The organism is Kineococcus terrestris (assembly GCF_041020755.1).
Lineage (GTDB): Bacteria > Actinomycetota > Actinomycetes > Actinomycetales > Kineococcaceae > Kineococcus > Kineococcus terrestris.
Window position 1 is genome coordinate 17,246 of the sequence record NZ_JBEUEI010000010.1, and the last position, 24,995, is coordinate 42,240.

At 78.5% G+C, this 24,995-nt stretch carries 21 protein-coding genes and 1 riboswitch; of the genes, 5 read left to right on the top strand and 16 right to left on the bottom strand.

The features are described 5' to 3' along the window. Positions 1–20 precede the first annotated feature (20 nt). The 5 genes from AB8M62_RS07940 to thiM form a co-directional block, all read right to left on the bottom strand. Positions 21–2,420 (bottom strand): serine hydrolase, encoded by a 2,400-nt coding sequence (locus AB8M62_RS07940; RefSeq protein ID WP_369069170.1) that lies wholly within the window; start codon positions 2,418–2,420, stop codon positions 21–23. A gap of 116 nt (positions 2,421–2,536) precedes the next feature. After that, the gene (locus AB8M62_RS07945) at positions 2,537–3,226 is read right to left on the bottom strand and encodes a TenA family protein (protein WP_369052063.1); all 690 of its coding nucleotides are present in this window, start codon (positions 3,224–3,226) and stop codon (positions 2,537–2,539) included. Then, positions 3,223–4,086, bottom strand: coding sequence for a bifunctional hydroxymethylpyrimidine kinase/phosphomethylpyrimidine kinase (gene thiD, locus AB8M62_RS07950; RefSeq protein ID WP_369069171.1), 864 nt, complete (start codon positions 4,084–4,086; stop codon positions 3,223–3,225). The genes AB8M62_RS07945 and thiD overlap by 4 nt, the downstream gene beginning before the upstream one ends. Beyond that, positions 4,083–4,760, bottom strand: a complete 678-nt coding sequence (gene thiE, locus AB8M62_RS07955; protein ID WP_369052061.1) for a thiamine phosphate synthase — start codon at positions 4,758–4,760, stop codon at positions 4,083–4,085. The genes thiD and thiE overlap by 4 nt, the downstream gene beginning before the upstream one ends. Then, the gene (thiM, locus tag AB8M62_RS07960) at positions 4,760–5,578 is read right to left on the bottom strand and encodes a hydroxyethylthiazole kinase (protein WP_369052060.1); all 819 of its coding nucleotides are present in this window, start codon (positions 5,576–5,578) and stop codon (positions 4,760–4,762) included. Before thiM ends, thiE begins: the two co-directional genes overlap by 1 nt. After that, a riboswitch (TPP riboswitch) is annotated at positions 5,561–5,658 on the bottom strand. (Overlaps the previous gene by 18 nt.) 71 nt (positions 5,659–5,729) lie before the next feature. Here thiM and AB8M62_RS07965 point away from each other — a divergent pair. Then, entirely contained in the window at positions 5,730–6,188 is a 459-nt protein-coding gene (locus AB8M62_RS07965) for a DUF4383 domain-containing protein (RefSeq protein WP_369052059.1), read from the top strand. A 100-nt stretch (positions 6,189–6,288) separates the two neighbouring features. On the opposite strand, the gene mgrA is transcribed toward AB8M62_RS07965, so the two are convergent. From mgrA to AB8M62_RS08010, 9 genes are all read right to left on the bottom strand, one after another. Beyond that, the gene (gene mgrA / locus AB8M62_RS07970) at positions 6,289–7,323 is read right to left on the bottom strand and encodes an L-glyceraldehyde 3-phosphate reductase (protein WP_369052058.1); all 1,035 of its coding nucleotides are present in this window, start codon (positions 7,321–7,323) and stop codon (positions 6,289–6,291) included. 47 nt (positions 7,324–7,370) lie between these two features. Continuing rightward, complete coding sequence (locus AB8M62_RS07975) at positions 7,371–8,147, bottom strand: LmeA family phospholipid-binding protein (RefSeq protein ID WP_369052057.1); 777 nt, start codon at positions 8,145–8,147, stop codon at positions 7,371–7,373. Next, entirely contained in the window at positions 8,144–9,397 is a 1,254-nt protein-coding gene (locus tag AB8M62_RS07980) for a hypothetical protein (RefSeq protein WP_369069172.1), read from the bottom strand. The genes AB8M62_RS07975 and AB8M62_RS07980 overlap by 4 nt, the downstream gene beginning before the upstream one ends. Beyond that, complete coding sequence (locus tag AB8M62_RS07985; RefSeq protein WP_369069173.1) at positions 9,391–10,608, bottom strand: phosphotransferase family protein; 1,218 nt, start codon at positions 10,606–10,608, stop codon at positions 9,391–9,393. The genes AB8M62_RS07980 and AB8M62_RS07985 overlap by 7 nt, the downstream gene beginning before the upstream one ends. After that, entirely contained in the window at positions 10,605–12,383 is a 1,779-nt protein-coding gene (locus tag AB8M62_RS07990) for an ABC transporter ATP-binding protein (RefSeq protein ID WP_369069174.1), read from the bottom strand. The genes AB8M62_RS07985 and AB8M62_RS07990 overlap by 4 nt, the downstream gene beginning before the upstream one ends. Next, positions 12,380–13,612, bottom strand: coding sequence for a glycosyltransferase family 4 protein (locus tag AB8M62_RS07995; protein ID WP_369069175.1), 1,233 nt, complete (start codon positions 13,610–13,612; stop codon positions 12,380–12,382). Before AB8M62_RS07995 ends, AB8M62_RS07990 begins: the two co-directional genes overlap by 4 nt. Then, positions 13,609–14,859 carry a glycosyltransferase gene (locus AB8M62_RS08000; RefSeq protein ID WP_369069176.1) on the bottom strand — a complete coding sequence of 417 codons (1,251 nt, stop codon included), beginning with the start codon at positions 14,857–14,859 and terminating at the stop codon, positions 13,609–13,611. The genes AB8M62_RS07995 and AB8M62_RS08000 overlap by 4 nt, the downstream gene beginning before the upstream one ends. Further along, positions 14,849–16,204, bottom strand: a complete 1,356-nt coding sequence (locus AB8M62_RS08005) for a glycosyltransferase family protein (protein WP_369069177.1) — start codon at positions 16,202–16,204, stop codon at positions 14,849–14,851. The genes AB8M62_RS08000 and AB8M62_RS08005 overlap by 11 nt, the downstream gene beginning before the upstream one ends. 141 nt (positions 16,205–16,345) lie before the next feature. Next, positions 16,346–17,344: a stage II sporulation protein M gene (locus tag AB8M62_RS08010; RefSeq protein WP_369052050.1), complete on the bottom strand. Its 999-nt coding sequence runs from the start codon at positions 17,342–17,344 to the stop codon at positions 16,346–16,348. Positions 17,345–17,409: 65 nt separating this feature from the next. Between AB8M62_RS08010 and AB8M62_RS08015 the strand changes: the two genes are divergently transcribed. Continuing rightward, complete coding sequence (locus AB8M62_RS08015) at positions 17,410–18,333, top strand: RDD family protein (protein WP_369069178.1); 924 nt, start codon at positions 17,410–17,412, stop codon at positions 18,331–18,333. A 39-nt stretch (positions 18,334–18,372) separates the two neighbouring features. On the opposite strand, the gene ahcY is transcribed toward AB8M62_RS08015, so the two are convergent. Both ahcY and AB8M62_RS08025 read right to left on the bottom strand, forming a co-directional pair. Further along, positions 18,373–19,845 carry an adenosylhomocysteinase gene (ahcY, locus tag AB8M62_RS08020; protein ID WP_369052048.1) on the bottom strand — a complete coding sequence of 491 codons (1,473 nt, stop codon included), beginning with the start codon at positions 19,843–19,845 and terminating at the stop codon, positions 18,373–18,375. Positions 19,846–19,970: 125 nt separating this feature from the next. Continuing rightward, positions 19,971–21,845 (bottom strand): sensor histidine kinase, encoded by a 1,875-nt coding sequence (locus AB8M62_RS08025; RefSeq protein ID WP_369069179.1) that lies wholly within the window; start codon positions 21,843–21,845, stop codon positions 19,971–19,973. Between the two features lie 163 nt (positions 21,846–22,008). On the opposite strand from AB8M62_RS08025, the gene AB8M62_RS08030 reads away from it, so the two are divergent. The 3 genes from AB8M62_RS08030 to AB8M62_RS08040 are packed head-to-tail and all read left to right on the top strand — an operon-like array spanning position 22,009 to position 24,988. Further along, positions 22,009–22,989, top strand: a complete 981-nt coding sequence (locus AB8M62_RS08030; protein WP_369069212.1) for a GAF domain-containing protein — start codon at positions 22,009–22,011, stop codon at positions 22,987–22,989. Next, positions 22,986–23,540, top strand: a complete 555-nt coding sequence (locus AB8M62_RS08035) for a hypothetical protein (protein WP_369069180.1) — start codon at positions 22,986–22,988, stop codon at positions 23,538–23,540. Before AB8M62_RS08030 ends, AB8M62_RS08035 begins: the two co-directional genes overlap by 4 nt. Further along, the gene (locus AB8M62_RS08040) at positions 23,537–24,988 is read left to right on the top strand and encodes a glycosyltransferase family 2 protein (RefSeq protein ID WP_369069181.1); all 1,452 of its coding nucleotides are present in this window, start codon (positions 23,537–23,539) and stop codon (positions 24,986–24,988) included. Before AB8M62_RS08035 ends, AB8M62_RS08040 begins: the two co-directional genes overlap by 4 nt. Positions 24,989–24,995 lie beyond the last annotated feature (7 nt).

Consider the following 24,995-nt stretch of genomic DNA (forward strand, 5'->3'; position numbering starts at 1 on the left):
GAGCCGCGCGCGCCCACCCGTCAGGGCTGCTCGGCCCCCGGCGGCGGGTCGGGCAGCTGCCGGCCGGGCAGGACCTCCAGCAGCGCCCCGGCCAGGCCGGGCGTCGAGTCCAGCGCCAGCTGCCCCTCGGGGAGCAGGTACGCCATGACGGCCACCCGCTCGGCGGGGTAGTCGATGGCCCCGCCGGCGGCGATGAGCTGGCCCCACCCGGCGGCCCAGTTGCGGCCCTCGTCGTCGGTGCCGCACAGGCAGAACGGCCAGATGCCCATGCCGACGGTGAGGTCGTCGACGGCGAGCATCTCCCGGCGCGCCTCCTCGGTCAGCACCGCGTCGGTCTCCACCAGCAGGGAGTACCAGCGGGCCAGGTCGCCCGGGGAGGCCCACAGGCCGCCGGAGGAGGAGCCCACCCAGCCGGGCAGCTCGGTCTCGTCGACGCGGAACGTCGTCAGCCCCAGCCCGGCGGCCAGGCGCTCGGCGACCAGGTCGCCGAAGCGCTGGCCGGTGACGTCCTCCAGCAGCAGCCCCAGCCACAGGTAGCCGGAGTTGGAGTAGGCCACGCTCGTGCCCGGCTCGAACACCTGCGGCTCGTCCAGCGACAGCTGCACGATGTCCTCCGCGCTGTAGACCGCCTCCGGGTCGTAGGCCGGGGAGTCCTGGTAGGGCAGCAGGCCGCCCGCGTGCCGCATGAGCTGGCGCGGGGTGGGGACCTCCAGGTCCGCGGGCACGTCCAGGCCGGGCAGGTCGGGCACGGGGGCGTCGATGTCGACGGTGCCGGCGGTCCACTCCTGCAGGACGAGCGCGGCGGTGACGCTCTTGGTCAGGGACGCCGCCTGGACCTCCTGCCCGACGGGCAGTCCCTCGCCCACCTGGGAGCTGGTGGTGCCCTCCCACACGGCGTCGCCGGAGACGACGGCCACGCTGCCGGCGTCGATGCCGTCGACGGAGGCGACCCACTCGTCCAGGCGCTGCTGCAGCGCGTCGGCGGGCAGCTCGGCCAGCGGCTCGGTGCGGTACGGCAGCACCTGGACGGGGTCGGCGTCCGCGCTGAAGGCGGACTGGCCGAGGGCCTCGCGGTCGCTGGGGCCGGGGATGGCGACCAGGGACGGGCTCAGCCCGCCCTGGAAGGCGCCGGCGAGGGCGACGACGAGCGCGCTGGTGGCGGCCGCCGAGGACAGCACGGTGACGGGCGTCCCCACGCGGCCCAGCGGCCGCGCCAGCCGGCGCCCGCGCCGGCCCGGCCACAGCCGCGGCGGCCGCCCGCCCGCGAGGTCCTCGACCCAGCCGAGCAGCAGCACGGCCAGCAGCGTGCCGGCGGCGGTGACGGCCAGGACGACGGTGATCCCGGTCGCGGTGCCCGCGTCCAGGCCCCAGCGGTCCACGCCGGTGCGCGCCAGCACGATCATCGCCGGGTGCCACAGGTAGATCGTCACGGCGCGGGCGGTGAAGCCGCGGGCCAGCGGCGCCAGCCGCGCCGAGCCGGACAGGGCGCGCAGCGGCCGCTCGACGGCGGCCAGGCCCAGCAGCCAGCCCAGCGAGGCCAGCGCCAGCAGCAGCCAGGAGTTGTTCAGCGACCAGCGCTCCAGCGGCAGGACGCGGGTCAGGGCCAGCGCGCCGGCGACGAGGACGACGCCCGCGGCCACGAGCACGGCGCCGGGGACCCTCCGGCGCGGGGCGTCCACGGCCGGGGACCCGGCGGGGCCCGCGGGACGGGCGCGGCGCGAGCGCGCCCACGCGGCGCCCAGCACGGCGAAGCTGCCGTAGCAGAGCAGGTCGCCGACGGCGGTGCGCGGCCAGCCGGCCAGGGTCGGCCAGCCGTACTGGGGGCCGACCTCCAGCGCCGCCAGGCCCGCCAGGGCGACGACGAGGGTGCCCAGCGTGCGGGCCGGCCCGCGCGCGCACCACAGGACGACGGGCGCCAGCAGCAGCAGCCACAGGTAGTCGGTGACGTACCACAGGTGCGAGGTCAGCCACCCCTGCTGCCCCTCCGGGGACACCGGTGTCAGCAGCGGCAGGAGCCACGGCAGCAGCTCGCGCCGGCCGGGCGCGTCGCCGCCCTCCCCGGCCGGGGCCGTCCACCAGGTGACGTACGTGACGGCGACGACCGCGACGGCGTACACCCAGAACGGCACGAGGAGGCGGCGGGCCCGCTTGGCGGCGGTGCGCAGCCAGGCGAGGCCGCGTCGGCCGCCGCGGCGGCCGACGGAGACCGCCAGCAGGGAGCCGGCGAGGAAGAACATCACCGGCATCGCCGGGAACACCCAGCTCAGCCAGGCCGCGGCGACCGCGTGCCACAGGACGACGCGGACGAGGGCGACCGTGCGCAGGCCGTCGAGCAGGGGGTCGCGCGCCGACGACGGCCCCGGTGCTGGAGCGGTGACGGCGGTCGCGGTCGCCCGGGAGGTGGCCTGCGAGGTGTCCATCACGCGCGATTGTCCCAGCCCGGACACCCCTCGTTCACCCGCCGGTCGGCCCGCCACGGGCCGAGCATGCCCGGTTGAGCGCTCAAGCGTCCATGATCACGGCGGGGTGGGGCGGGTCAGGAGAGCGGCAGCTCCCACGTGGCGCGCTCCAGGCAGGTCTCCCAGAACAGGTGCTCGTAGCGCGTGGCCGTGGCGAACGCCTCGTGCATCGCCGCCAGCGTCGCGGCGCCGGCCCCCCGCGCGGCCGCGTCCACGTGGTCGCGGGCCGTGGCCGCCGACTCCTGGAAGCCCGGCGCGTCGTAGGTGGCGACCCAGCGGGCGTACGGGTGCTCGCGGTCGGAGCCGGCCGAGGACGCCCGCGCCGCGGCCGCCAGCCGGGCCGCCACGTCGGCGTACACCCAGAAGCACGGCAGCACGGCCGCGGCCGCTACCGGGTACGGCTCCGTCGCGGCCGTCGCCACCAGGTAGGAGACGTAGCCGAGCGTCGTGGGCGAGGCGACCGGCTCGCCCTCCGCGGGCGGCAGCAGCCCCGAGGCCAGCAGGTCCGCGTGCAGCGCGGACTCCACGACCGAGGCGCCCGCGGCCGACGTCGCCCAGAACGCCGACGCCGACGGCTGCGGGCTGCGCGCGGCGAGCAGGGCGAGCGCCCGCCCGTACCCGGCGAGGTAGATCTCGTCCTGCTCCAGGTAGTGGCGGAAGCTGCGCGGGTCCAGGGAGCCGTCGCCGAGGGCGGCCAGGAACGCCGAGCCGTCGATGGCGGCGCGCAGGCCGGCGGTGCGCTCCCAGGCGTCGGTGGTGAAGGTCACGAGGTGGTCCGTCCTGCCGTGCCGGCGCGGGCGTGGGCGTGGGCGTGGAAGTGGTCGACGGGGCCGTGGCCGGAGCCGACGCCGAGGCCGGCGCCCGCCGCGAGCGCCCCCTGCAGGTAGTCGCGGGCCTCCTCCACCAGCGGCAGCCACCCGGCGGTCGTGGGCTCCGGCGGCGCGGGGGCGCGGGCGGCCAGCGCCGCCAGGGCGGAGGACAGGGTGCAGCCCGTGCCGTGCGTCGCCGTGGTGTCCAGGCGCGGCCGGCCCACCAGCGCGGTGCGGCCCGCGCCGGCGAGGACGTCGACGCTGTCGCCGCCGTCCAGGTGCCCGCCCTTGAGCAGCACGACGGCCCCGCAGCGGCGGTGCAGCTCCTCGGCCTGGTCGACGCACTCCTGCACCGTGCGCGCCGGCGGCGCGTCCAGCAGGACCGCGGCCTCGGGCACGTTCGGGGTCACGAGCGCCGCCAGCGGCAGCAGGTCGGTGCGCAGCGCGTCCACGGCGTCGGCGTCCAGCAGCCGGTCGCCGCTCGTGGCGACCATCACCGGGTCCAGCACGAGCGGCCCGGCGCCGCGCTCGCCCAGCACGCCCGCCACGGCCCGCACGACGTCCGCCGAGCCGAGCATGCCGACCTTGACGGCGTGCACGGCGACGTCGTCGAGCAGGACGTCCAGCTGCCGGCGCACGAAGTCCGCCGGGACCGGGTGGACCCCGGCGACGCCGCGGGTGCTCTGCGCCGTCAGCGCCGTCAGCACGGCCGTGCCGTAGGCGCCCAGCGCGCCGAACGTCTTCAGGTCGGCCTGCACCCCGGCGCCGCCGCTGGGGTCGCTGCCCGCGACGCTCAGGGCGACCCGCGCGGCGCTCACGCGCGCCACCGGGCCAGCAGGCCGGCGGCCGCGGCGGCCGGGTCGTCGGCCGCGCACACCTCCGAGACCGTGCAGGTGCCCGCCAGGCCCAGCCCGCGCAGCTGCCCGACGTTGTGCCCGTGCACCCCGCCGATCGCCACGCACGGCAGGGCGCGCTCGGCGGCCGCAGCGACGACCTCCCGCACGCCGTCCGGGCCCAGCGGCGGCGCGGCCAGCGGCTTGGTGGGCGTCGCCCACACCGGGCCGACGCCCAGGTAGTCCAGCGCCCCGGCGGGCGCGGCGCGCACGCCCGCCACGTCCGAGACGGACAGCCCCAGCAGCAGGTCGGGGCCGACGAGGCGGCGGACCTCCTCGGCGGGCAGGTCCGACTGGCCCAGGTGCACGCCGTCGGCGCCGGCCAGCAGCGCCACGTCCACGGCGTCGTCGACGAGGAGGACGACGTCCGTGCCGGCCAGCGCGTCGCGCACGCGGCGCACCAGCTCCAGCAGCTCGCGGTCGGCGGCGTCCTTGGCGCGCACCTGCACCGCGGTGACGCCGCCGGCCACGGCGGCGCGCACGGTGTCCACGACGCCGCGCTCGCCGCACAGGGCGGTGTCGGTCACCAGGTACAGGGACGGGTCGAAGCGCTCGCGGGCCGAGCCGGGGGCGCGCCCGGCGGCGGGCACGACGGGCATCAGCGCAGCCGCCCGTCGCCCAGGGCCGCGGCCAGCGCGGGTCCGTCGACGGCGTCCAGGGCGTCCACCCAGGCGGTGGCGAACGTGCCGGGCCCGGCGGCGACGGCCGCGGCGCGCTCGGCGGCCAGGCCGACGTGGGCGTGCGCGGCCGCGGCGGCCACCAGCGGGTCGTCGGTGACGGCGGCGTAGGCGGCCGCGAGCGCGCCCAGCGCGCACCCGGCGCCCGTCGTGCGGGTCAGCAGCGGCGAGCCGCCGGCCAGCCGCACCGTGCGCCCGCCGGCCACGAGGACGTCGACCTCGCCGGAGACGGCGACGGCGCCGCCGGTGCGGGCGCTCAGCTCGCGCGCGGCGGCCACGGCCTCCTCGGCGCCCGCGGTGGAGTCCACCCCCCGCCCGCCGGTGCCGGCACCGGCCAGGCCGAGGACCTCGGAGGCGTTGCCGCGGACCACGGCGGGGCGGTGCTCCAGCAGCTCGCGGGCCACCCGGGTGCGCAGCGGCAGGCCGCCCACGGCGACCGGGTCGAGCACCCACGGGCGCCCGGCGGCGCGGGCGGCGGCCGCGGCGACGTGCATCGCCGAGGCGCGCACGCCGTCGATCGTGCCGACGTTGACCAGCACCGCGGAGGCGACGGCCGCGAACGCGGCGGACTCCTCCACGCTGTCGACCATCGCCGGGGCGGCGCCCGCGGCCAGGAGGACGTTGGCGCTGATCGTCTGCACGACGGAGTTGGTGAGGCACTGCACCAGCGGAGCCCGCTCGCGCACCGCGGTGCGGGCGTCGCTCAGCTGGTGCGCGGGGACGGCTGCCACGCGTGACATCCCTTCGTCAGCACTACCTGCGTCAGGTTCGACGGGTGTGATCTCAGCCCCGCTCGTGCGGGGCACCCCGTGTCGCCGGCGACCGTAGCACCGGGCGCGGCGGCGCCCCCGCGGGGGTTTCCGCGGGCGCCGGCGCGGGTAGGGGACGGGTATGAGCCTCGACGCCTCGGGACGCACGACGACCGCCCGGCCGCGCACGACGGCGGGCCAGCACCTGTCGCTGGTCGCCGCGGTGGTCCTCCTGCTGGTGGGCGTCGCGGGGTTCGCGGTGTCCGGGTTCACCGACTGGACGCGCGGGGACCTCGAGACGTCGCTGCTGGAGTTCACGATCAACCCGCTGACGAGCGCCGTGTTCGTCGTCGTCGGCGCGCTGGGGCTGCTGGGGCGGCGCACCGCGCGGCTCGCGCGCTGGTACGGCGTCCTGCTGGCGCTCGTGATGGGCGCCCTGGCGGTGTTCGGGTACTCGATCCTCGGCGACCCCGAGGGGAACCCCTTCAACATCAACTACGCGATGACGGCCCTGCTCAGCGTCGTCGCCGCGCTGGGGATCCTCATCGCGCTGGTGCCGACGCGGCTGGGCAAGCGGCCCAGCACGGTCGAGCTCGACTGACCCGCCGGCCTCGCCCGGCTCCCGGCGCGCTCGCCACCCTCCTCCTCGCGGGAGGGGTGGCGGACGCGCCAGGAGTCGCCTGCGGGCGCCGGGACGAGTGTCAGTCGCCGGCGGACAGGCGCGGCTGCGCCCACAGGTCGACGCCGGAGTCGACCGCGAACTCGTCGATCGCGTCCAGCTCGTCCTGCGTGAACTCCAGCTTCGCGACGGCGGCGACGTTGTCCTCGACCTGCTGCACGCTGCTGGCGCCGATGAGGGTCGTCGTGACCCGCCGGTCGCGCAGCACCCACGACAGCGCCAGCTGCGCCAGCGTCTGACCGCGGCCGCGGGCGATCTCGTGCAGGCCGCGGATCCGCCCCAGGTTCTCCTCGGTGAGGATCCCCGGGTCCAGCGACTTGCCCTGCGCCGCGCGGGAGTCCGCGGGCACGCCGTCCAGGTACCGGTCGGTCAGCAGCCCCTGCGCCAGCGCCGTGAACGGGATGCAGCCCACGCCCTCGCGCTCCAGCACGTCCAGCAGCCCGCCCTCGATCCAGCGGTTGAACATCGAGTACGAGGGCTGGTGGATCAGCAGCGGCGTGCCCAGCTCGCGCAGGATCCGCGCCGCCTCCGCGGTGCGCTCGGGGCCGTAGCTGGACAGGCCCACGTACAGCGCCTTGCCGGAGCGGACGATCGCGTCGAGCGCGCCCATCGTCTCCTCCAGCGGCGTCGCCGGGTCCGGGCGGTGGTGGTAGAAGACGTCCACGTACTCCAGGTCCATGCGCCGCAGCGACTGCTCCAGCGAGGCCGTCAGGTACTTGCGCGAGCCGTGGTCGCCGTACGGGCCGGGCCACATGTCCCAGCCGGCCTTGGAGGAGATCACCAGCTCGTCGCGGTACGGGCGCAGGTCCTCGCGCACCAGGCGGCCGAAGTTCGTCTCCGCGCTGCCGTAGGGCGGGCCGTAGTTGTTCGCCAGGTCGAAGTGGGTGATGCCCAGGTCGAAGGCGCGCCGGACGATGTCGCGCTGGGTCTGGAACGGCTTGTCGTCGCCGAAGTTGTGCCAGAAGCCGAGCGAGACGGCCGGCAGGTCCAGGCCGCTGCGGCCGCAGCGGCGGTAGGGCATCGCGTCGTAGCGCGCGGGGTCCGCGGTGAAGGTCACACCCGGGAGCCTGGCACGAGATCGCGCCGGTGCCGCCGCGGGGCGGTTCAGGGCACGTCGTAGGCCGTCGGGCGCAGCGCCCCGTCCACCCGCACCCCGTCGTCGGTGACGGTCAGCGCGCTCAGGTCCACCTGCGGCGGGACGTCGTCCAGCGGGACGGTCCAGCCGTCCAGCAGCGTGAACCCGACGAGCCCGGCGACGCGGCGGGCCTCGCGCAGGGAGACCTCCTGCCCGGCCACGGCCGCCGAGCGCGGCTCCAGCGCGACCGCCCCCGGCACCAGCTGCGGGGTCACCACGAGGGACAGGTCGATCCGGCGGCCGAACACGGAGAACCCGGTGGTGCCGCGCAGGTCCTCCCCCGCCCGGGAGACCTCCACGGGGATCCCGCCGAGCGAGGCCTGCTCGGACAGCTGCGCCCACGGCAGGTCCGCGCGCACCGTGCCGGCGGCGACGTCGACCGTGCCGCCGCGGCCCAGCAGCACCGAGCGCGGGACGTCCACCCGCGGGACGCGCGCGCGCACGTCGCGCAGCTCGACACCGTCGGTGGGCCAGCGCGCGGCCGTCACGGTGACGTCCTCGAAGCGGCCGCGGGCGGCCTGCAGGAGGAACGAGCCGCCCGCGACGCTCACCCGCGGCGTCTCGGGCAGGCCCTCGCTGCGCTGCAGCTCGGCCGCCACCCGGTCGGTGGCCCAGCCGCGCGCGGCGATGTCGGCGGCCACGGCGATGACCGCGAGCGCGACGAGGGTGACGAGGGCGACGACGAGGCGGCGCGCCACCAGGCCCGCGCGCGCCCGGCGCGGCCGCGCGGTGCGGACGTCGCTCACGCCCCCCACTGTGCCGGGCGCGCGAGCGGGGCGAGCAGGCGGGCCCGGCCGCGGAAGGCGTGGACGGCGACCACCCGCAGCCGGGCGGCGGCCCGGTGCAGCTCCAGCCGCCCGGGCGCGGCGGCCAGCAGGGGGTGCCCGGCCTCCACCCAGCCCGCGCGCAGGCCGTCCTCCAGGGCGTCCACGGCCGCGGCGCGCGCGGGCCCGAGCAGCAACCGCGCCAGGTCGAGGTGGGCCAGGAGGTTGCCGGCGTCCAGGCACGGGTCGGCCAGGGCGGCGGTGTCGACGTCCAGCAGCGTGACGCGCCCCCACCCGGCGGGCCCGCCCGTCCCGTCGACGAGGACCTGCCCGTCGTGCAGGTCGCGGTGGGCCGGGACGATCGCGGCGGGCCCCTCGGGACCGGCCGCGCGCAGGGCGGCGGCGACGTCGTCGGCGGCGCGCTCCAGCGCGGCGGCGAGGTCACCGGGCAGCACCCCGTGCGCGCGCGCGTCGGCGACCCAGCGGGTCAGGACGGCGGCCTCGTCGGCACCGGTGTGCACGGGCAGCGCGGGGCCGGCGGCCGAGGCAGTGGCCGGGGCGGTGGCCAGCGCCGCGAGCGCGTGGCCCGTCGCGCGGCCCGCGGCCCGGCACTCACCGGCCCCGGCGCGCGCCAGCAGCGAGGTCAGGTCGCGGCCGGGCGCGGGCGCGAGGCGCAGCACGCCGGCGCCGGGGTCGGCGTCGAGGACGTCGACGAGCCGCGGCCGGGCGGGCGCGCCGGACGCGGCCAGGAGCGCGCGCAGGGCGGCGAGCCGGTCCAGGGCGGTGCGGGTGGCGCGGGACCCGGCGACCTTGGCGAAGGCGCGGGGCGCGCCCGGCGGGCCCTCGCGCAGCACGGCCCGCTTGCCGGCGCGGTGGGCCGTGAGCGTCGCCCCGCCCGCCCGCAGCGCGGCCAGCGCGGGCAGCCGCGGGTCGTCGTCGACGACGGCGAGGTCGTCGGCGCCCACCAGGCGCCCGTCCCGCAGCACGGGCCGGGCGGTGGCGGCCACGACCCGCCCGGCGGTGCCCAGGTCGTCCAGGCCCTCCAGGCCCTCCAGGCCCTCCAGGCCCTCCAGGCCCTTCAGGCCCTCCAGGCCCTCCAGGACCAGGCGCCCGTCCTTGCCGGGCCAGGCGCGGCGCCAGCGCACCCCCGGCGGGGTGGGCAGCGCGAGGTCGCCGGGCCCGGCGCCGGTCGCGGCGCGGGGGTCGGCAGGCGGAGCGGTCGGGGTCAGCACGGGACCTCCTCCAGGGCGCGCCCGGCGAGCGCGAGCAGCGCCCCGGCGCGGGCGGTGTGGTCGGGGCGGCGGCGGCGGAACGGCTCGGGCAGCCGCAGCGCGGCGGCGGCCGCCACGAGCAGCGGGTGCGGGGCGGGACCCGGCAGGACCGCCCCCGCCACGTCCCCCACCACGTCCTCGCCCGCCGGGGCGGCGGCGGTCGCGGCGGCCCGCCACCCGGCGGCGTCCCACCCCGCGGGCGCCACGGCGGCGCGGTCCAGGTCCAGCAGCACCAGGCGCCCGTTCGGCGCGCGCAGCACCTGGTCGGCGGACAGGTCCCCGTGCGCGGGCACGCGCGGGGCCAGGACGTCCGGGTGCCGGTCGGCGGCCCGCTGCCAGCGGCGGGCCAGGTCCCGGGCGCGGGCCAGGTCGGCGGCCGGCAGGGCCAGCGGGCCGGTCAGCGCGGCGCGCACCGAGGCGGCCAGCGCCGCGGGCGCCAGGACGGGCAGCCCCGGCAGGTCCGCGGGGTCGGCCGCCCACCAGCCGCGCAGCAGTCCTGCGACCTCCCCCGCGACCTCCCCCGCGACCTCGTCCCCGACCGGGGACCCCCCCGCGTCGAGCGCCGCGCCGGCCAGCAGCTCCTGCTCGGCCACGTGCGCGTCGCGCAGCCGGGCCGCCGGCACGGCCACCCCGGCGCGGGCGGCCAGCGCCGCCGCGCGCACCGAGCGGGCCGCCGTCGCGGTGTCGGCGTGGACCTTCACCACGAGGCCGCCGTCCCCGTCGCCCCTGGCGGCCGCCCCGACGGCCAGGACGGCGCGCCGGGCCGGGTTGTGGGCCAGCGGCCGCGCCGCCGCGAGGTCGGCGTGCCGGCGCAGCGCGGGCAGGCCGCGGTCGACGGCCGCGGGCACGAGGACGGCCCGTGCGGCCGGGTCCACCGCGCGCGGGCGGCCCGCCGCGGCCCGCAGGTCCTTGCCCGCCTTGCCCCACGCGCCGGGCCCGTACCCCAGCAGCAGCCACCACGGCCCGCCGTCGCCGGGGTCGACCGCCGCGCGCACGCTCGTCCCCGGCTTCCAGCGCAGCCGGTCCACCCGGGCGCCCGCGGGCAGCGCGACACCGTGCCGGGCGGCCCAGCCGCGCAGCCGGGCGTCGTCGAGGGCCGGGGCGAGGGCGGGCAGGGCCGGGTCCAGCGCGCCCTCCGCGCCGCGCACCGCCCCGTCCGTCGCCGCGCTCACGCCCGCACCCGCTCGTCCCGCCGCTCCCCCGCGACCGCCGCCGCGCCCGCTCCGAGACCCACCCCGTACCGGGCGCTGACGTCGGCGAAGCGGCCGTCGCGCAGCTCCACGACCCGGTCGCACCACGACAGCAGCGAGGTGTCGTGGGTGACCAGCAGCGTCGTGCGCCCCTGCGCCAGCCGGCGCAGCGCGTCCAGCACGGTGGCGGTCGAGGCGGCGTCCAGGCCCGTCGTCGGCTCGTCCAGCAGCAGCAGGCCCGGCTGGCGCAGCATGGCGCGGGCGATGGCCAGCCGCTGGCGCTGCCCGCCGGACAGGGAGCCGCCGCGCTCGGCGACGACCGTGTCGTAGCCGTCGGGCAGGGCGCTGACGAAGTCGTGCGCGCCGACGGCCCGCACGGCGGCCTCCACCTCCGCGTCGGTGGCGCCGGGCCGGCCCAGCCGCACGTTGTCGCGCACGCTGGCCGCGAACAGGACCGGCTCCTGCAGCACGACGGCCGTGCTCTCGCGCACCGAGGAGCGGCGCAGCCGGCGGGCGTCGTGGCCGTCGAGCAGGACGCGCCCGCCGACCGGGTCGACCAGGCGCAGCAGCACCTGCAGCGCCGTGGACTTGCCCGCGCCGCTGGGGCCGACGACGGCGACCTTCTCCCCCGGGTGCAGCTCCAGGTCCGCCCCGCGCAGCACGGCGTGGCCGGGGCGGCGCTCGACGGTGACGCCCTCCAGCCGCACGTAGCCGTGCAGGCGGGCCAGCTCGCGCGCGCCCGGCTCGTCGGGCAGCGGCCGCGCCCGGTCCAGGGTGTCCGCGACGCGCTCGCCGGAGGCGGCGGCGCGCGCGATGCGGCCGGTGTGCTTGGCCAGGTCGCGCACGGGCCGGAACGCGGCCTTGAGGTAGGTGAGGAAGACGACGAGGTCGCCGACGCTCAGGGCACCGGCCAGGACCCGCTGGGCGCCCACGACCAGGACGACCGCGGTGGCGACGCCGACGAGGACGTCCACGCGCCGCTCCAGGCCGGCGGCCAGCCGGCGCGCGCGGACCCCGTCGCGCAGGGTGCCGTCGTTGGCGGAGGAGAACGCCGCGGCCCGCACCGGCTGCAGGTCGTAGGCCTGCAGGAAGCCGATGCTGGCGAAGGACTCGGACGTGTCGGCGGCCAGGGCGCCCTCGCGGCTGCGCTGGGCGCGGGAGGCGTCGGTGATGCGGGCGCTGGAGCGGCGGCCGGTCAGCAGCAGCAGCGGGACGACGGCCAGCACGGCCACGGCCAGCAGCGGGTCGAGGACGAGCATGACGGCGGCCATCGCCACGAAGGTGACGACGCTGCCCAGCAGCGGCAGCCCGGCCGTGATGGCGGCCTCCTGCACGCGCCCGACGTCGCTGACGACCCGGGTGACGAGGTCACCGGTGCGGGCGCGGGCGTGGAAGGCGGGCTCGGCGTGCAGGAGCCGGTCGTGGACGGCGGCGCGCAGCCGCGTGGTGGTGCGCGAGCCGACGAGGGCGAACGCGACGCTCGTCAGGTAGGCGGCGGCCGCGCGCCCGAGGGCGACGAGGACGAGGGCCAGCCCGGCGAGCAGGACGAGGCGGGTGGTGCCGGCGGCCGGCTCGCCGCCGGCGGCGGCCGGGACGACGGAGTCGATGACGAACTTCAGCGGCCACGGCTCGGCCAGCCGGAAGGCGACCTCGGCCAGCAGGGTCAGCAGGCCGCCGGCGGCCAGGGGCCGCGAGCCCTTCGTGTGGGGGGCGACCAGGCGGGCGGTGCGGGCCAGCGGGGAGCGGCGGCGGCTCACGCGGGGACCTCCTCGGCGACGCGCCCGGGGAGCCGCCGGACGGCCGGGGCGAGGCTGAGCTCGACGGTGCGCCGCCAGCTCGCCCGCTCGACGACGGCCCGGCGGCCCGCGGCGGCCAGCCGCCCGCGCAGGGCCGGTCCGGTGCGCAGGCGCTGCAGCGCGGCGGTGAGGGCGTCGGCGTCGCCGGGCGGCACGAGCAGCAGCTCCTCGCCGTCGCGGTAGCGCTCGGCGAGGTCGCCGACGGCCGCGGCGACGGTGGGCAGCCCGCACGCCAGGTACTCGGCGACCTTCAGCGGGGAGAAGTACGCACGGCCCGGCGGGTAGGGGGCGACGGCCACGTCCGCGCCGCGCAGGGCGGCCGGCACGTCGGCCGGGGCCAGGGCGCCGGGGGCGTCGACGGCCACCCCGCGGCGCGCGGCCTCGGCCAGGTCGGCGGCGCGGGTGGGCCCGTCGCCCACGAGCAGCAGGCGCACGTCGCGGCCGGGCAGCCCGCGCAGCCGGGCGGCGGCCTCGACGAGCAGCCCGACGCCGTGCCAGGGGCGGAACGCGCCGGCGAAGGCGACGACGAGCTCGCCGTCGTCGGCCCGGCGCGGGTCGGCGGGGTGGAAGCGGTCGACGTCGACGCCGTTGGGGACGGCGTCGACCGGCACCCCGGCGACCGCGGACGCCCAGTCGGCGACGGGCCGGCTGACGGCCACGGCGTGCCGGGCGGCGCGCAGGGCCCGCGCGGTGCGCTCGTCGGCGCCGGCGACGTCGGTGAGGCTGCGGTGGCGGGCCTGCTCCAGCGGCAGCGGGGCGTTGACCTCCAGCACCGAGGGCACGCCCAGGTCGCGGGCGGTCTCCAGGGCCGAGCAGCTGAACAGCGCGTACCGCTCGTAGACGAACCCGTCGCGCTCCCGGCCGCGCAGCAGGTCCCGCACGAGGGCGCCGGCGCGGGCGTCGGCGGCCACGAGGTCGACCTCGCGCTCGGCGCGGGTGCGCCCGGACGGCAGCCGGAGGTGGTGCACGGCCACGCCGCCGAGGCCGGCGGGGGGCTGGCCGCCGGGGCGGGTGGTGACGACGTGGACGTCGGCGCCCGTGGCGGCCAGGACGCGCAGCACCTCCTGCACGTGCACGGAGCAGCCCTTGCCGCCGAAGACGGGCACGCCGGGGTCGAGGCAGACGAGGACGACGCGGGTGCCGGCGCGCACCCCGGGCAGGGGCCCCGCGCCGGTGCCGGACCCGCTCACGCCGCCACCGCCGGGGCCGCGGTGAGGGCGCGCAGCCGGGCGGCCTGGTCGCGGGCGTCGAAGCGCTCCTCCACCAGGCGGCGGGCCGCGCGCGAGCGCTCCCGGCGCAGCGCCGGGTCGTCGAGCAGGCGGCGCAGCGCGGCGGCCAGGGCGGCGGGGTCCCGCTCGGGCACGAGGGTGCCGGTGACGCCGTCGAGCACGGCCTCGGGGATCCCGGTGACGGGCGTGGAGACCACCGGGGTGCCCACGGCCATCGCCTCCAGCAGGACGGTGGGCAGCCCGTCGCGGTCGCCGTCGGGGGCGACGACGCAGGGGGCGGCGAAGACGGCGCTGCGGCGCAGCAGGTCCACGACGGCGTGCTGCGGCTGCGGGCCGAGGAAGCGCACGGCGCCGGCGAGGCCCGCGGCGCGCGCCCGCTCGCGCAGCGCCGCCTCCTCGGGCCCGCTGCCGGCGAGGTCGAGGCGGACGGGGTCGCCGGCGGCGCGCAGCAGGGCGACGGCGTCCAGGAGGACGTCGAAGCCCTTCTTGGGCACCAGGCGCCCGACGGCGGCCACGACGCGCTCCGCGGCGGGCGCGCTCCGGGGCTCGCTCCAGGGCAGCTCGTCGAGGTCGAGGCCGTTGTAGACGCGCACGGCGCGGGCGCGGGGGTGGCGGGCCGCCAGGTGGGCCACGTTGTGGTCGCTGACGGTGACCACGGCGGCGGCGTCGGCGAGGACGGCGTCCACCCGCGGGCACACCGGCCCGTCGGGGCCGTCGGGGCCGGCGCCGTGGACGAACAGGTCCTTGGCGTGGGCGGTGACGGTGTACGGCAGGCCGGTCAGCAGCGCGGCCAGGCGGGTGGTGCGCCCGGGCAGGGACGCGAAGTGGGCGTGCAGGTGGGTGACGCGCTGCTCGCGGGCCCAGACGGCGAGGTGGACGGCCTGGGCGGCGACGTCGACGTCCTCGGCGAGCAGGTGCGGCAGCGCCGCGGTCAGGTGCGGGAGGTCCTGCGCGCGGCGCAGCGCGGTCCACAGGGCGGCGCTGGAGCGCCCGCCGCTCTCGGGCAGCCACGTGACGGGGGCGGCGACCCGGGCCAGCAGGGCGTGGAAGCGGGTGTCGGTGGTGGGCCGCAGGCTGGCGACGACGACGTCCTCGCCCTGGGCCTCGCGGGCCAGGACCTCGCGGACGACGAACGTCTCGGAGAAGCGCGGGTACACCTTGACGACGTAGCCGACGCGCGGGGCGGTGGGGGCGGTCTCAGCAGGCACGGGGCACCTCGGCGAGGTCGGGCAGGACGGCGGGGACGGTCGCGAGCGCGGGGGCGGCGGGCAGGTCGCCGGTCAGCGGGTCGCCGGTCAGCGGGTCGCCGGTCAGCGGGTCGCCGGTCAGGGGGTCACCGGCCAGCAGCTCGCCGGCGCGGCGGCGCACGGCGTCCAGGCCGTCGAGGGCGATGCCGGTGCGGGCGGCGCGGGGCCGGGTCAGCGCCCCGGCGACCCAGGCGGACAGCCGCTCCGGGCCGGGGGCGATCAGGACGTCGAGGTGGCCGTGCGCGGCCAGGGCGCGGGCGCGGACCTCCTGCTCGCGGCGCGGGCTGGTGCGGGGCACGACGAGGGCGGGGGTGCCGGTGGCCAGCACCTCGGCGACCGTGTTGTAGCCGCCCATGCACACGACGGCGTCGGCCTGCGCGGCCCAGTCGGCGGCGGCGCCGGTGAAGGCCACGACGTGCAGGTCGTCGCGGGCGGCGGCGGCCGCGTCCAGCTCGGCGCGCAGCCCGTCGGGCGCGAAGGGCCCGGGCAGCAGGACCAGCTCGACGCCGTCGGGCAGCGCCGTGCGCAGCAGCGCCCGGGTCAGCGCGGCGCCGTCCTGGCCGCCGCCGACGCCGGCCAGGACCGTGCGGGTGCCGGGGCGGTGCCGCGGCAGCGGCGGGGCGCCGGCGTCGCGCCGGCCCTGCGCGAGGTAGCCGAGGAAGCGCACGGGCGCGCCGAGGGCCGGTGCGGGGGTGCCGGGGGCCAGCTCGGTGCGCACGTCGTGGACGCGGTCGTCGCCGTAGACCCACACCTCGTCGTAGACGGCGCGCAGCGCGTCGTCGCCGCCGTCGCGCCGCCACTCGCGGGCGGCGGCGTCGGGGTGGTCCAGGACGTCGCGCAGGCCCAGGACGGTGCGGGTGCGGCCGCCGGCGCGCAGCCGGGTCAGCGCCCCGCGCAGCTCCTGCTGGAACCCCCACGGCGCCTTGTCGACGACCAGCAGGTCCGGCTCCCAGGCGGCGAGGACGCCGGCGGCGGTGGCGCTGCGCAGCGCGACGACGTCGGCCAGCGGCACGTCGAGGGCGCCGGAGCGGTAGCGGCCGTCGGCGTCCTTGCGCACGGACGGCAGCACGACCAGCTCCACGCCCTCGGGGCGCTCGAAGCGCTGCGCCTCCGGGGAGCCGGTGAGGACGAGGACGTCGGGGCGGCCGGGGGCCGAGCGGACGGCGGCCGCGAGGGCCAGGTTGCGGCGCAGGTGCCCGAGCCCGCAGGTGTCGTGCCCGTACAGGGCGACCCGGGGACGGCGTCCCGGCGGGCGTCCCAGCGCGTCCTGGAGCGGGCGCGTGCCCTGGTGAGCCGTCTGGTGCACGGTCGCCTCCGGTGTCTCCTCGGTGCGGACCGCTTCCCCGGTGCCGCGTCGTGGCGACGACGCTAGGAACGGCGGGTGAGGGCTCCGTGAGGTGATCGTGAGACGGCTCTCACGCGGGGCGGCCCGCGCTCGGCCCCGCGCTCAGCCGCGCACGGGGGCGACGTCCCCGGCCGCGCGGGCCTCGACGTCGCCGGTCTCCCCCGCGCGCGCCGCGGGCCGGCCCAGCAGCACGACGTAGGCGAGGAAGGCCAGCAGGGCGAGGGCGCCGATGCCCACGCGCGCCCACGTGGGCAGCGAGGACGGCGTCACGAACCCCTCGATGAGCCCGGAGACGAAGAGGACGACGACCAGGCCCAGGGCGGTGCCGACCATGGCCCGCCCCTCGCGGGCCAGGGACTGCGCGCGGCTGCGCGGCCCGGGCGCCACCCACGCCCAGAACAGCTTCATGCCCGCACCGGCGGCCACGAACACGGCGGTCAGCTCCAGCAGGCCGTGCGGCAGGATCAGCCCGAAGAACACCTCGCCGCGACCGTTGTCGATGAGCAGCCCGGCCTGCAGCCCCACGTTGAGGGCGTTCTGGGCGAGGGCGAAGACGACGAACACCCCCGTGACGCCCAGGGCCACGCAGGTCGCGGCGACCCAGGCGTTGTTCGTCCAGACCCGCCCGGCGAACGAGGCGCTGGCGTACTCGGAGTAGTAGTTCGCGAAGTCCTGCTCGACGAGGCGGCGCACGTCGGCGTCGGAGCCGAACACGCTGGCCTGCGCCGCGGGGTTCCCGGCGATCCACACCCCGGCGAGCGTCGCCAGGGCCAGGGTGAAGGCGGCCGCGGCCAGGGACCAGCCGCCGGCGCGCCAGACGGCGGCGGGGAACCCGCGCACCGCGAAGCGGGTCACGGCCGACCACGTGGAGGGCCGGCCACCGGTGAGGCGGGCGCGCGCCCGGGCCAGCAGCGTGGACAGCTCGTCGAGCAGCACCGGCTCCGACTGCGCCGAGCGCAGCGAGGACAGGTGGGTGGCGGTGCGCTGGTAGAGGACGACGAGCTCGTCGACCTCGGCGCCGCTCAGGTGCCGGGTCCGCACGAGCCGGCGCAGCCGCTGCCACTCGTCCTCGTGCACGGCCCGGTACGCGTCGACGTCCACCCCGGCAGCCTACGGAGCCGCCCCGCGCGGCGGGTGCGCGCGCGGGCGGTGGCTACCGTGGCCGGGTGGCCGACCCGTGGCGCAGCGCCGACACCGACGACAGCGGCGCCCCGGCGCGCCCGGCCGCCGGCCCGGCGGCGCCCCTGCTGCCCGGTGCGGCGGCGGCCGCGGCCGGCGGACGGCTGGGCGACGTGGCCGGCGGCTCGGGCGACCTGGTCACCGGCGAGGCGGTGGTCCTGGACCTGCGGGCGGCCTCGTTCGCCTCGCGGATGCTGGGGGCGGTCGTCGACGCCGTCGCGGTCGGTCTGCTGCTGCTGCTCGTGCTGTTCGGCTCGCAGGCCCTGGCCGGCGAGCTCGACGAGGCGGCCACGGCGGCGATCGTGCTCGCCGAGGTCGTGCTGTGCCTGGTGGGCGTGCCGGTGCTGGTGGAGACCGTCACGCGGGGCCGCTCGCTGGGCAAGCTGGTCACCGGGCTGCGGGTGGTGCGCGACGACGGCGGGCCGGTGCGCTTCCGGCACGCGCTGGCGCGGGCGCTGCTGGGGTTCTTCGAGCTGTGGGCGACGCTGGGCAGCCCGGCGATCCTGTGCGCGCTGGTCACCGCGCGCGGCAAGCGGTTCGGGGACCTGCTGGCGGGCACGTTCGTCGTGCGCGAGCGCACCGCGGCCAAGCACGTGCCGCTGCCGCCGATGCCGCCGGAGCTGGCGGGGTGGGCGCGGCAGGCGGACATCGGCCGGCTGCCGGCGCCGACGGCCGTGGCGGCGCGGCAGTTCCTGGCGCGGGCCGAGCGCCTGCACCCGGACTCGCGGCGCCGGCTGGGCGCGGACCTGGCGGGCGCGCTGGCCGCCCACGTGGCACCGCCCCCGCCGGCGGGGGTGCCGGCGGAGGCGTTCGTCACGGCCGTGCTGGTGGAGCGGCGGGACCGGGAGCTGGCGCGGATGCGCGCCCAGCGCGGGCGGCTGGAGGAGCTGTCCCGCACGCTGTCCCGCTGAGGGTCCCCGCGCCCGCCGGGCGGGCGCGGGGACGGCGCGTCAGTACCGGTAGGCGTCCGACTTGAACGGGCCGGCGACGTCGACGCCCAGGTAGGCGGCCTGCGTCTTGGTCAGCTCGGTCAGCCGCACCCCGAGGGCGTCCAGGTGCAGGCGGGCGACCTTCTCGTCCAGCAGCTTCGGCAGCACGTGCACGCCCACCGGGTAGGACTCGCGCTTGGTGAACAGCTCGATCTGCGCGAGGACCTGGTTGGTGAAGGAGTTCGACATGACGAAGCTGGGGTGCCCGGTGGCGTTGCCCAGGTTCAGCAGCCGGCCCTCGGACAGGACGATGACGCTGTGCGCGGGGCGGTCGCCGTCGGCGGGGATCCGCCACTCGTGCACCTGCGGCTTGATCTCGACCTTCTCCACGCCGGGCACGCGCGCCAGGCCGGCCATGTCGATCTCGTTGTCGAAGTGGCCGATGTTGCCGACGATCGCCTGGTGCTTCATCCGGACGATGTCCGAGGCCATGATCACGTCGCGGTTGCCGGTGGCGGTGATGAAGATGTCCGCCGTCTCCACCACGTCGTCCAGGCGCACGACCTGGTAGCCGTCCATCGCCGCCTGCAGGGCGTTGATGGGGTCGACCTCGGTGACGACGACGCGGGCGCCCTGCCCGCGCAGCGACTCGGCGCTGCCCTTGCCGACGTCGCCGTAGCCGCACACGACCGCGACCTTGCCGCCGATGAGGACGTCGGTGGCGCGGTTGATCCCGTCGATGAGCGAGTGGCGGGTGCCGTACGTGTTGTCGAACTTCGACTTGGTCACCGAGTCGTTGACGTTGACCGCCGGGAAGGGCAGCACGCCGTTGCGGTGGTACTCGGCCAGGCGCAGCACGCCGGTGGTGGTCTCCTCGGTGACCCCGCCGATGCCCTCCGCGACGCGCGTCCAGCGCTGCGGGTCCTCGGCCAGGCTGCGGCGCAGCAGGTCCAGGACGACCCGGTACTCCTCGGAGTCCTCCTCCGTCGGCTCGGGCACGGCGCCGGCGGCCTCGAAGCGCTTGCCCTCCAGGACGAGCATCGTGGCGTCGCCGCCGTCGTCGAGGATCATGTTGGGGCCGACCCGGTGGCCGTCGGCGTCGGTGCCCCAGTCGAAGATGCGCTCGGCCAGCGCCCAGTACTCCTGCAGCGTCTCGCCCTTCCAGGCGAAGACGGGCACGCCAGCGGGCGCCTCGGGGGTGCCGGCGCCGACGACGACCGCGGCGGCGGCCTGGTCCTGGGTGGAGAAGATGTTGCAGCTGGCCCAGCGGACCTGCGCGCCCAGGGCGACCAGGGTCTCGATGAGCACGGCGGTCTGCACGGTCATGTGCAGGGACCCGGCGATGCGGGCGCCGGACAGCGGCTTGCTCTCGCCGAACTCGGCGCGCAGAGCCATCAGGCCCGGCATCTCGTGCTCGGCCAGGCGCAGCTCGTGGCGGCCGGCGGCGGCCAGCGACAGGTCGCGGACCTGGAACTCGAACGGCTCGTGCGACACGGGTGTCCTCTCTCGCGGTCTGGGGTCTCCCGGCGCGGCCCCTCTGGGCCTCGCGGCATCACCGGACGCCGGAGCCCTCCCAGGGTACGCGGGGCCCCGCGCGAGCACCCTCCCGCGGGAGCCCCTCAGCGCGCGGCCAGGGCTGGCGCCCCCCCGCCCGGCTCCACGGCGCCCGCCGCGGGCACCCCGGCCGTGCTGCGCACGGGCAGCGTGAACCAGAACACGCTGCCGCCGCGCGGGTCGTCGGACAGGCCGAGCTCCCCGCCCAGGCGGCGGGCGACGCGCCGGCACAGGGCGAGGCTGAGGTGGTTGGACTCCAGCAGCACGTCGCCGTCCTCCCCGGCGAAGGGCTCGAAGACGCGGCCGCGGCGGTCCGGCGGGACGCCCAGGCCGCGGTCGCGCACCTCCACGCGCCACTCCTCGCCGCGGAAGCGGGCGCCGGTCAGGTCGGCGCTGACGCGCACGGAGGCGGACTGCCCGGGCGGGGCGTGCACGACGGCGTTGTCGACGAGGCGGGTCAGCAGCTGGCGCAGCAGGCCGGGGTCGCCGACGACCTCGGGCAGCGGCTGGACGTCGAAGCGGGGGCGCTGCTCCTCCGGCAGGTGCTGGACGGCGGCCAGCCGCTCGGCGCAGACGGCGGTGGCCAGCGAGCCGAGGTCGACGGCGCGGGCGGCGAGGACGAGCTCGCCGGCGCGCGCGTACAGCAGCAGGTCGTCGACGAGGCGGCGGGCGGCGTCGAGGCGCCGCGCCACGTCGGCCAGGTGCGCCTGGCGGTCCTCCTCGCACGCCCACGGGCGGGCCGCCGCGCGCTCGGACATCTCCGCCAGGTGCGCCAGCGGCAGGCGCAGGCGGTCGGCGACGACGGTGGAGTAGGCGCTCAGCTCGGCCTCGCGGGTGCGCAGCCGCTCCTCGCCGGTGCGGCGGTCGGCGACCTCGGCGGCCAGCGTGTCGGTGGCCTCGGCGACGCGGTTCTCGGCGCGGGCGCGGCCGGCGGTGACGGACAGGGTGAGGCCGGCCAGCAGGAGGCTCGCCAGGGTGCCGGCGGTCGCGGCGCGCCCGGGCTTCATCCAGGACGCCTGGACGGCCATCGTCCGCGTGGGGGTGACCTCCAGCTGCCAGGTCCGGTCGGCGGCCAGCAGCGGCGCGGTGGTCGTGGACCGCTCGTCGAGGGGTCCGGAGGGGTCGACGGCGCCCAGCTCGACCGGGCCGTCGGTGACGTCCCACAGCCGCAGCCGCGCGTCCCCGGCGGTGCGGCGGCTGGTGGAGCCGTCCAGGACCGCGCCGGTGCGGAAGGCGGCGGACACCCAGCCGCGGAAGGCGCCGGCGTCGGCCTGGTCGTCGCCGGCGACGACGGGGGCGATGACGACGACGGACAGCTGCTGCAGCTCCGCGGGCAGGGAGCGGTCGCTGAGCAGGACGTAGGCGCCGCTGACCGTGACCGAGCCGGTGTCGCGGGCGCGGGTGGCGGCCGCGGCGACCTGGGGCAGCGCGGCGGCGTCGGCGCCCAGCGCGGTGCCGCCGGTGTCCACGGCGCGGAAGGAGACGACGAAGCGGTGCTCGCCGAGCTCGGTGTCGCGCGGTTGCAGGGTGAGGGCGGTGCCGAGCTGCCGGCGCAGCCGCTCCTGCGCCGCGGCGACCTCGTCCTCCCCCGGCTCCACCGGCACGGTGTACAGGAGGGACGCCACCCCGGGCAGGGCGTCCAGCGGGGCGGCGAGCGCCTGGAAGACCCGGTCGGACACGGCGGGCTGCGCGCCGACGCCCTCGGCGAGCGAGCGCATCGCGAGGCCGTACTGCTCGACGGTCTCGGCGAGGTCGGCCGCCTCCTCGGTGGCCAGCTGCTGGCTGGCGCGGTGGGCGGCCTCCCGCCCGTCGGCGCGCACCGCCAGCGCGCCCGCCGTCGTCAGACCGAGGCCGGCGAGCAGGACGAGGAGCGGCGCGACGACGACGGCCGCGCGGCGGCGGCGCGGGCGGTCGCCGGTGGTGCCGGGGGCTCGAGTCACCTCTAGAACCTCGGCAGGCGGCGACTAGTCCTTCAGTCGCTCACTGCCTAGTCCCCGTCGACGAGCCCCAGGGACGCCGGGACGGGTGCCCGGGCGAACCGGAGTCCACCCGCCCGGCGCATCCAGCCGCGGCGGGCGGCGGGCCGATGCCCCGACGGTGAGCATGGTGGAGCTGGCGGCGCGCAGCGCGCTGCCGTCGACGGACGCCGCACCGCGGCGTCCCGCCGCCGTGCCCGCCACCGCCGGCACGAGCACGTCGCTGCGCCGCAGCGCCCGCGAGGTCGTGGCCGCCCTGCCCCGCGTCAGCGGCCTGGACAGCTGGTACCTGGGCCGCGTCGACGGCGAGACGCTGCTGCCGCTGGCGGTCTCCGACGAGGCGCAGGGCGTGCGGGTGGGCCAGCGGCTGCAGTGGTCGGCGGCGGTGTGCCGGCGCATGGTCAACGGCCTGGGCCCGGCCGTCGCCCCGGACGTGGCCGCCGTCCCGAACTACGCCCGCGCCCCCTACGCGATCTCCCTGGGGATGACCGCCTACGCCGGGGTGCCCGTGCGCGCCGGCGACGGCGCCCTCCTGGGCGTGCTGGCCGGGTGGAACGTCCGCCCCACCGCCGCGCTCGCGGACGGCCTGGAGCCCCTCGCGCACGCCTTCGCCGGCCTGCTGTCGCAGTCGCTGGAGGCGGAGGTGCGCGCCGACGCCGCGCTGCGCGAGCAGGAGGCCGAGCGGCTGCGCCGCGAGAACGCCGACCGCGTGACCGCCCTGTCCAGCCGCGCCGGCTGGGGCGCGCTGCTGCGCCAGGAGGACCTGCGCAGCGCCGAGCGGGGCCTGCCCGTCGTGGTGCTGCTCGTCGACCTCGGCCGGGTGCGCTCCTCCGCGCGGCTGCAGCGCGGCACCGACCTGGTGGTGCGCGCGCTGCCGCGGGCCGTGGTGGCGCGGCTGACCGCCCGCCAGTTCGGCGCGGTCCTGCCCGGTGCCGACGCGGCGGAGGCCGCCGACCGGGCGGCGGCCCTGTCGACGGTGCTGCGGGCCACCGGCTACGCGGCCACGACCGCGTGGGCGACCAGCGCCGAGGCGGAGGACCTGCGCGCCGTCTGGCACGTGGCCGAGGAGCGCCTGTACCGCGCTCGCCGCGACGGGGAGGGCTCGTGAGCGGCGCGGCGGTGCTGCGCGAGCTGCACCGGGTCGGGCCGCTGCGCACCGCGCTGACGGCCGCGCTGGTGGCCGGGTACGCGATCCTGCTGACCCGCGACGCCGCCGTCCGGCACGCGGAGGCGTGCGCGTCCGCCGCGCTCGTGCGCGCCACCGGGACCGCCGCGACCTGCGCGGGCGACAGCACCCTGTACCGCGTGGAGGGGCTGCTCGTCGGCCACACCACCACCATCGGCTGCAGCGCCCTCGTCCTGCTGCTGCCGTTCGTGGCGGTCACCGCGCTGCTGCTGCCCGTGCGGCGGGTCCCGCTCGTCGTGCCGGTCGGGGCGCTGGCGACGGCCGCCGTCGTCGTCGTCGCCGTCAACCAGCTGCGCCTGCTGACCATCGCCAGCGGCGTCCGCGCCTGGGGTCTGGAGCGCGGGTACGGCGCCACCCACGTCCTGGCCGGCACCGTCGTCTCCACCGTGGGGATCGTCGCCGGGGGCCTGGTGTTCCTGGTGCTGATCGTGCGCGGCAGCCGCCTGCTGGCGCGGGCGGAGGTGGCACCGTGAGCAGCCCCCACCTCGGCCTGGCCCTGCTGAACACGGCCGCGTTCGTGCTGTGCGTGGCGTTCCTGGCCTACGTCGTCTCGGTGCTGCGCCCGTTCCTGCGGCACGGCGAGGTGGAGCTGGGCGACCGCGCCGACTTCACCTGGCACGTCGTCATCCCCTGCCTGGACGAGGAGACGGTCATCGTCGGGACCGTCCAGCACCTGCTGGACACCTTCCCCGAGGCGACCGTCTGGTGCGTCGACGACCACTCCACCGACCTCACCCCGGACCTGCTGGCCTGGCTGGCGGCGCGGCACGAGAAGGTGCGCGTCGTCAGCCGCCGGCGGCCGGTGGCCCGGCGGGGCAAGGGCGAGGCCCTCAACGCGGCCTGGCGGGCCATCAGCGCGGAACTGCCCCCGGGCGCCGACCGCTCGCGCGTCGTCGTCGGCGTCGTCGACGCCGACGGCCGCCTGGAGCAGTTCTGCCCCGACGTCATCGCCGGGCCCACCCTGTTCGGCGACCCGTCCGTGGGCGCCGTGCAGGTGCAGGTGCGCATCACGCAGGACGTCGACGCCCTGGTGGGCACCGACCTGGACCGGCTCGTGGGTTCCACGGCGCGCACGCGCGGCGACCACCTCCTGGTCCGCCTGCAGGACCTGGAGTTCGCCGGGCCCATCGCCGCCATGCAGTTCCTGCGCCGGCGCACCGGCAGCGTCGCGATGGGCGGCAACGGGCAGTTCACCCGCCTCACCGCCCTCGACGACGTGGCCCGCGAGCACGGCACCCCCTGGCACGGCGCGCTCCTGGAGGACTTCGAGCTCGGTCTGCACGTGCTGCTGGCCGGGCACCGCACCGAGTACTGCCACGACACGTTCGTCGCCCAGGACGGCCTGGACCGGGTGGGCCCGCTGCTGCGCCAGCGCACCCGCTGGGCGCAGGGGAACATCCAGTGCCTGCGCTACCTGTGGCGGGTCCTGAACTCCCCGCAGGTCCCGGTGGCCGGCGCGCTGGAGGTCGCCCACTACATGTGGGTGCCGTTCTCGCAGGTCCTCGGCAGCGTGGTGTTCCCGCTGAGCACCCTCGTCACCTGCTGGTACGCGCTGACGCACCCCACCGGCGCCGACGAGTGGCTGCTGGCCGGGGCGTGGGGCCTGGTGCCGCTGGCGCTGCTGTTCGGCGTCCTGCCGCACGCGCTGTGGGGGGCGTTCTACCGCACCCACTGCGGCACGTTCATCACGCGCCGGCAGGCGGCGTGGATGGCCGTGGCGAACATCGGCTACGGCTACCTGCTGCAGGTGTGCGCCTGGCGCGCGCTGTTCCGCGTCCTGCGCGGGCGCACCGAGTGGGACAAGACCGCCCGCGCGAACGACCGGCCCCGCGACGCCGCGGCACCCGCCGACGGACCGCCCGCGGAACTCCCCGCACCCTCCCCCGCCACCAGCCCGCCGTCCCCCGTCCCGACCGCCTAGAGGAGCC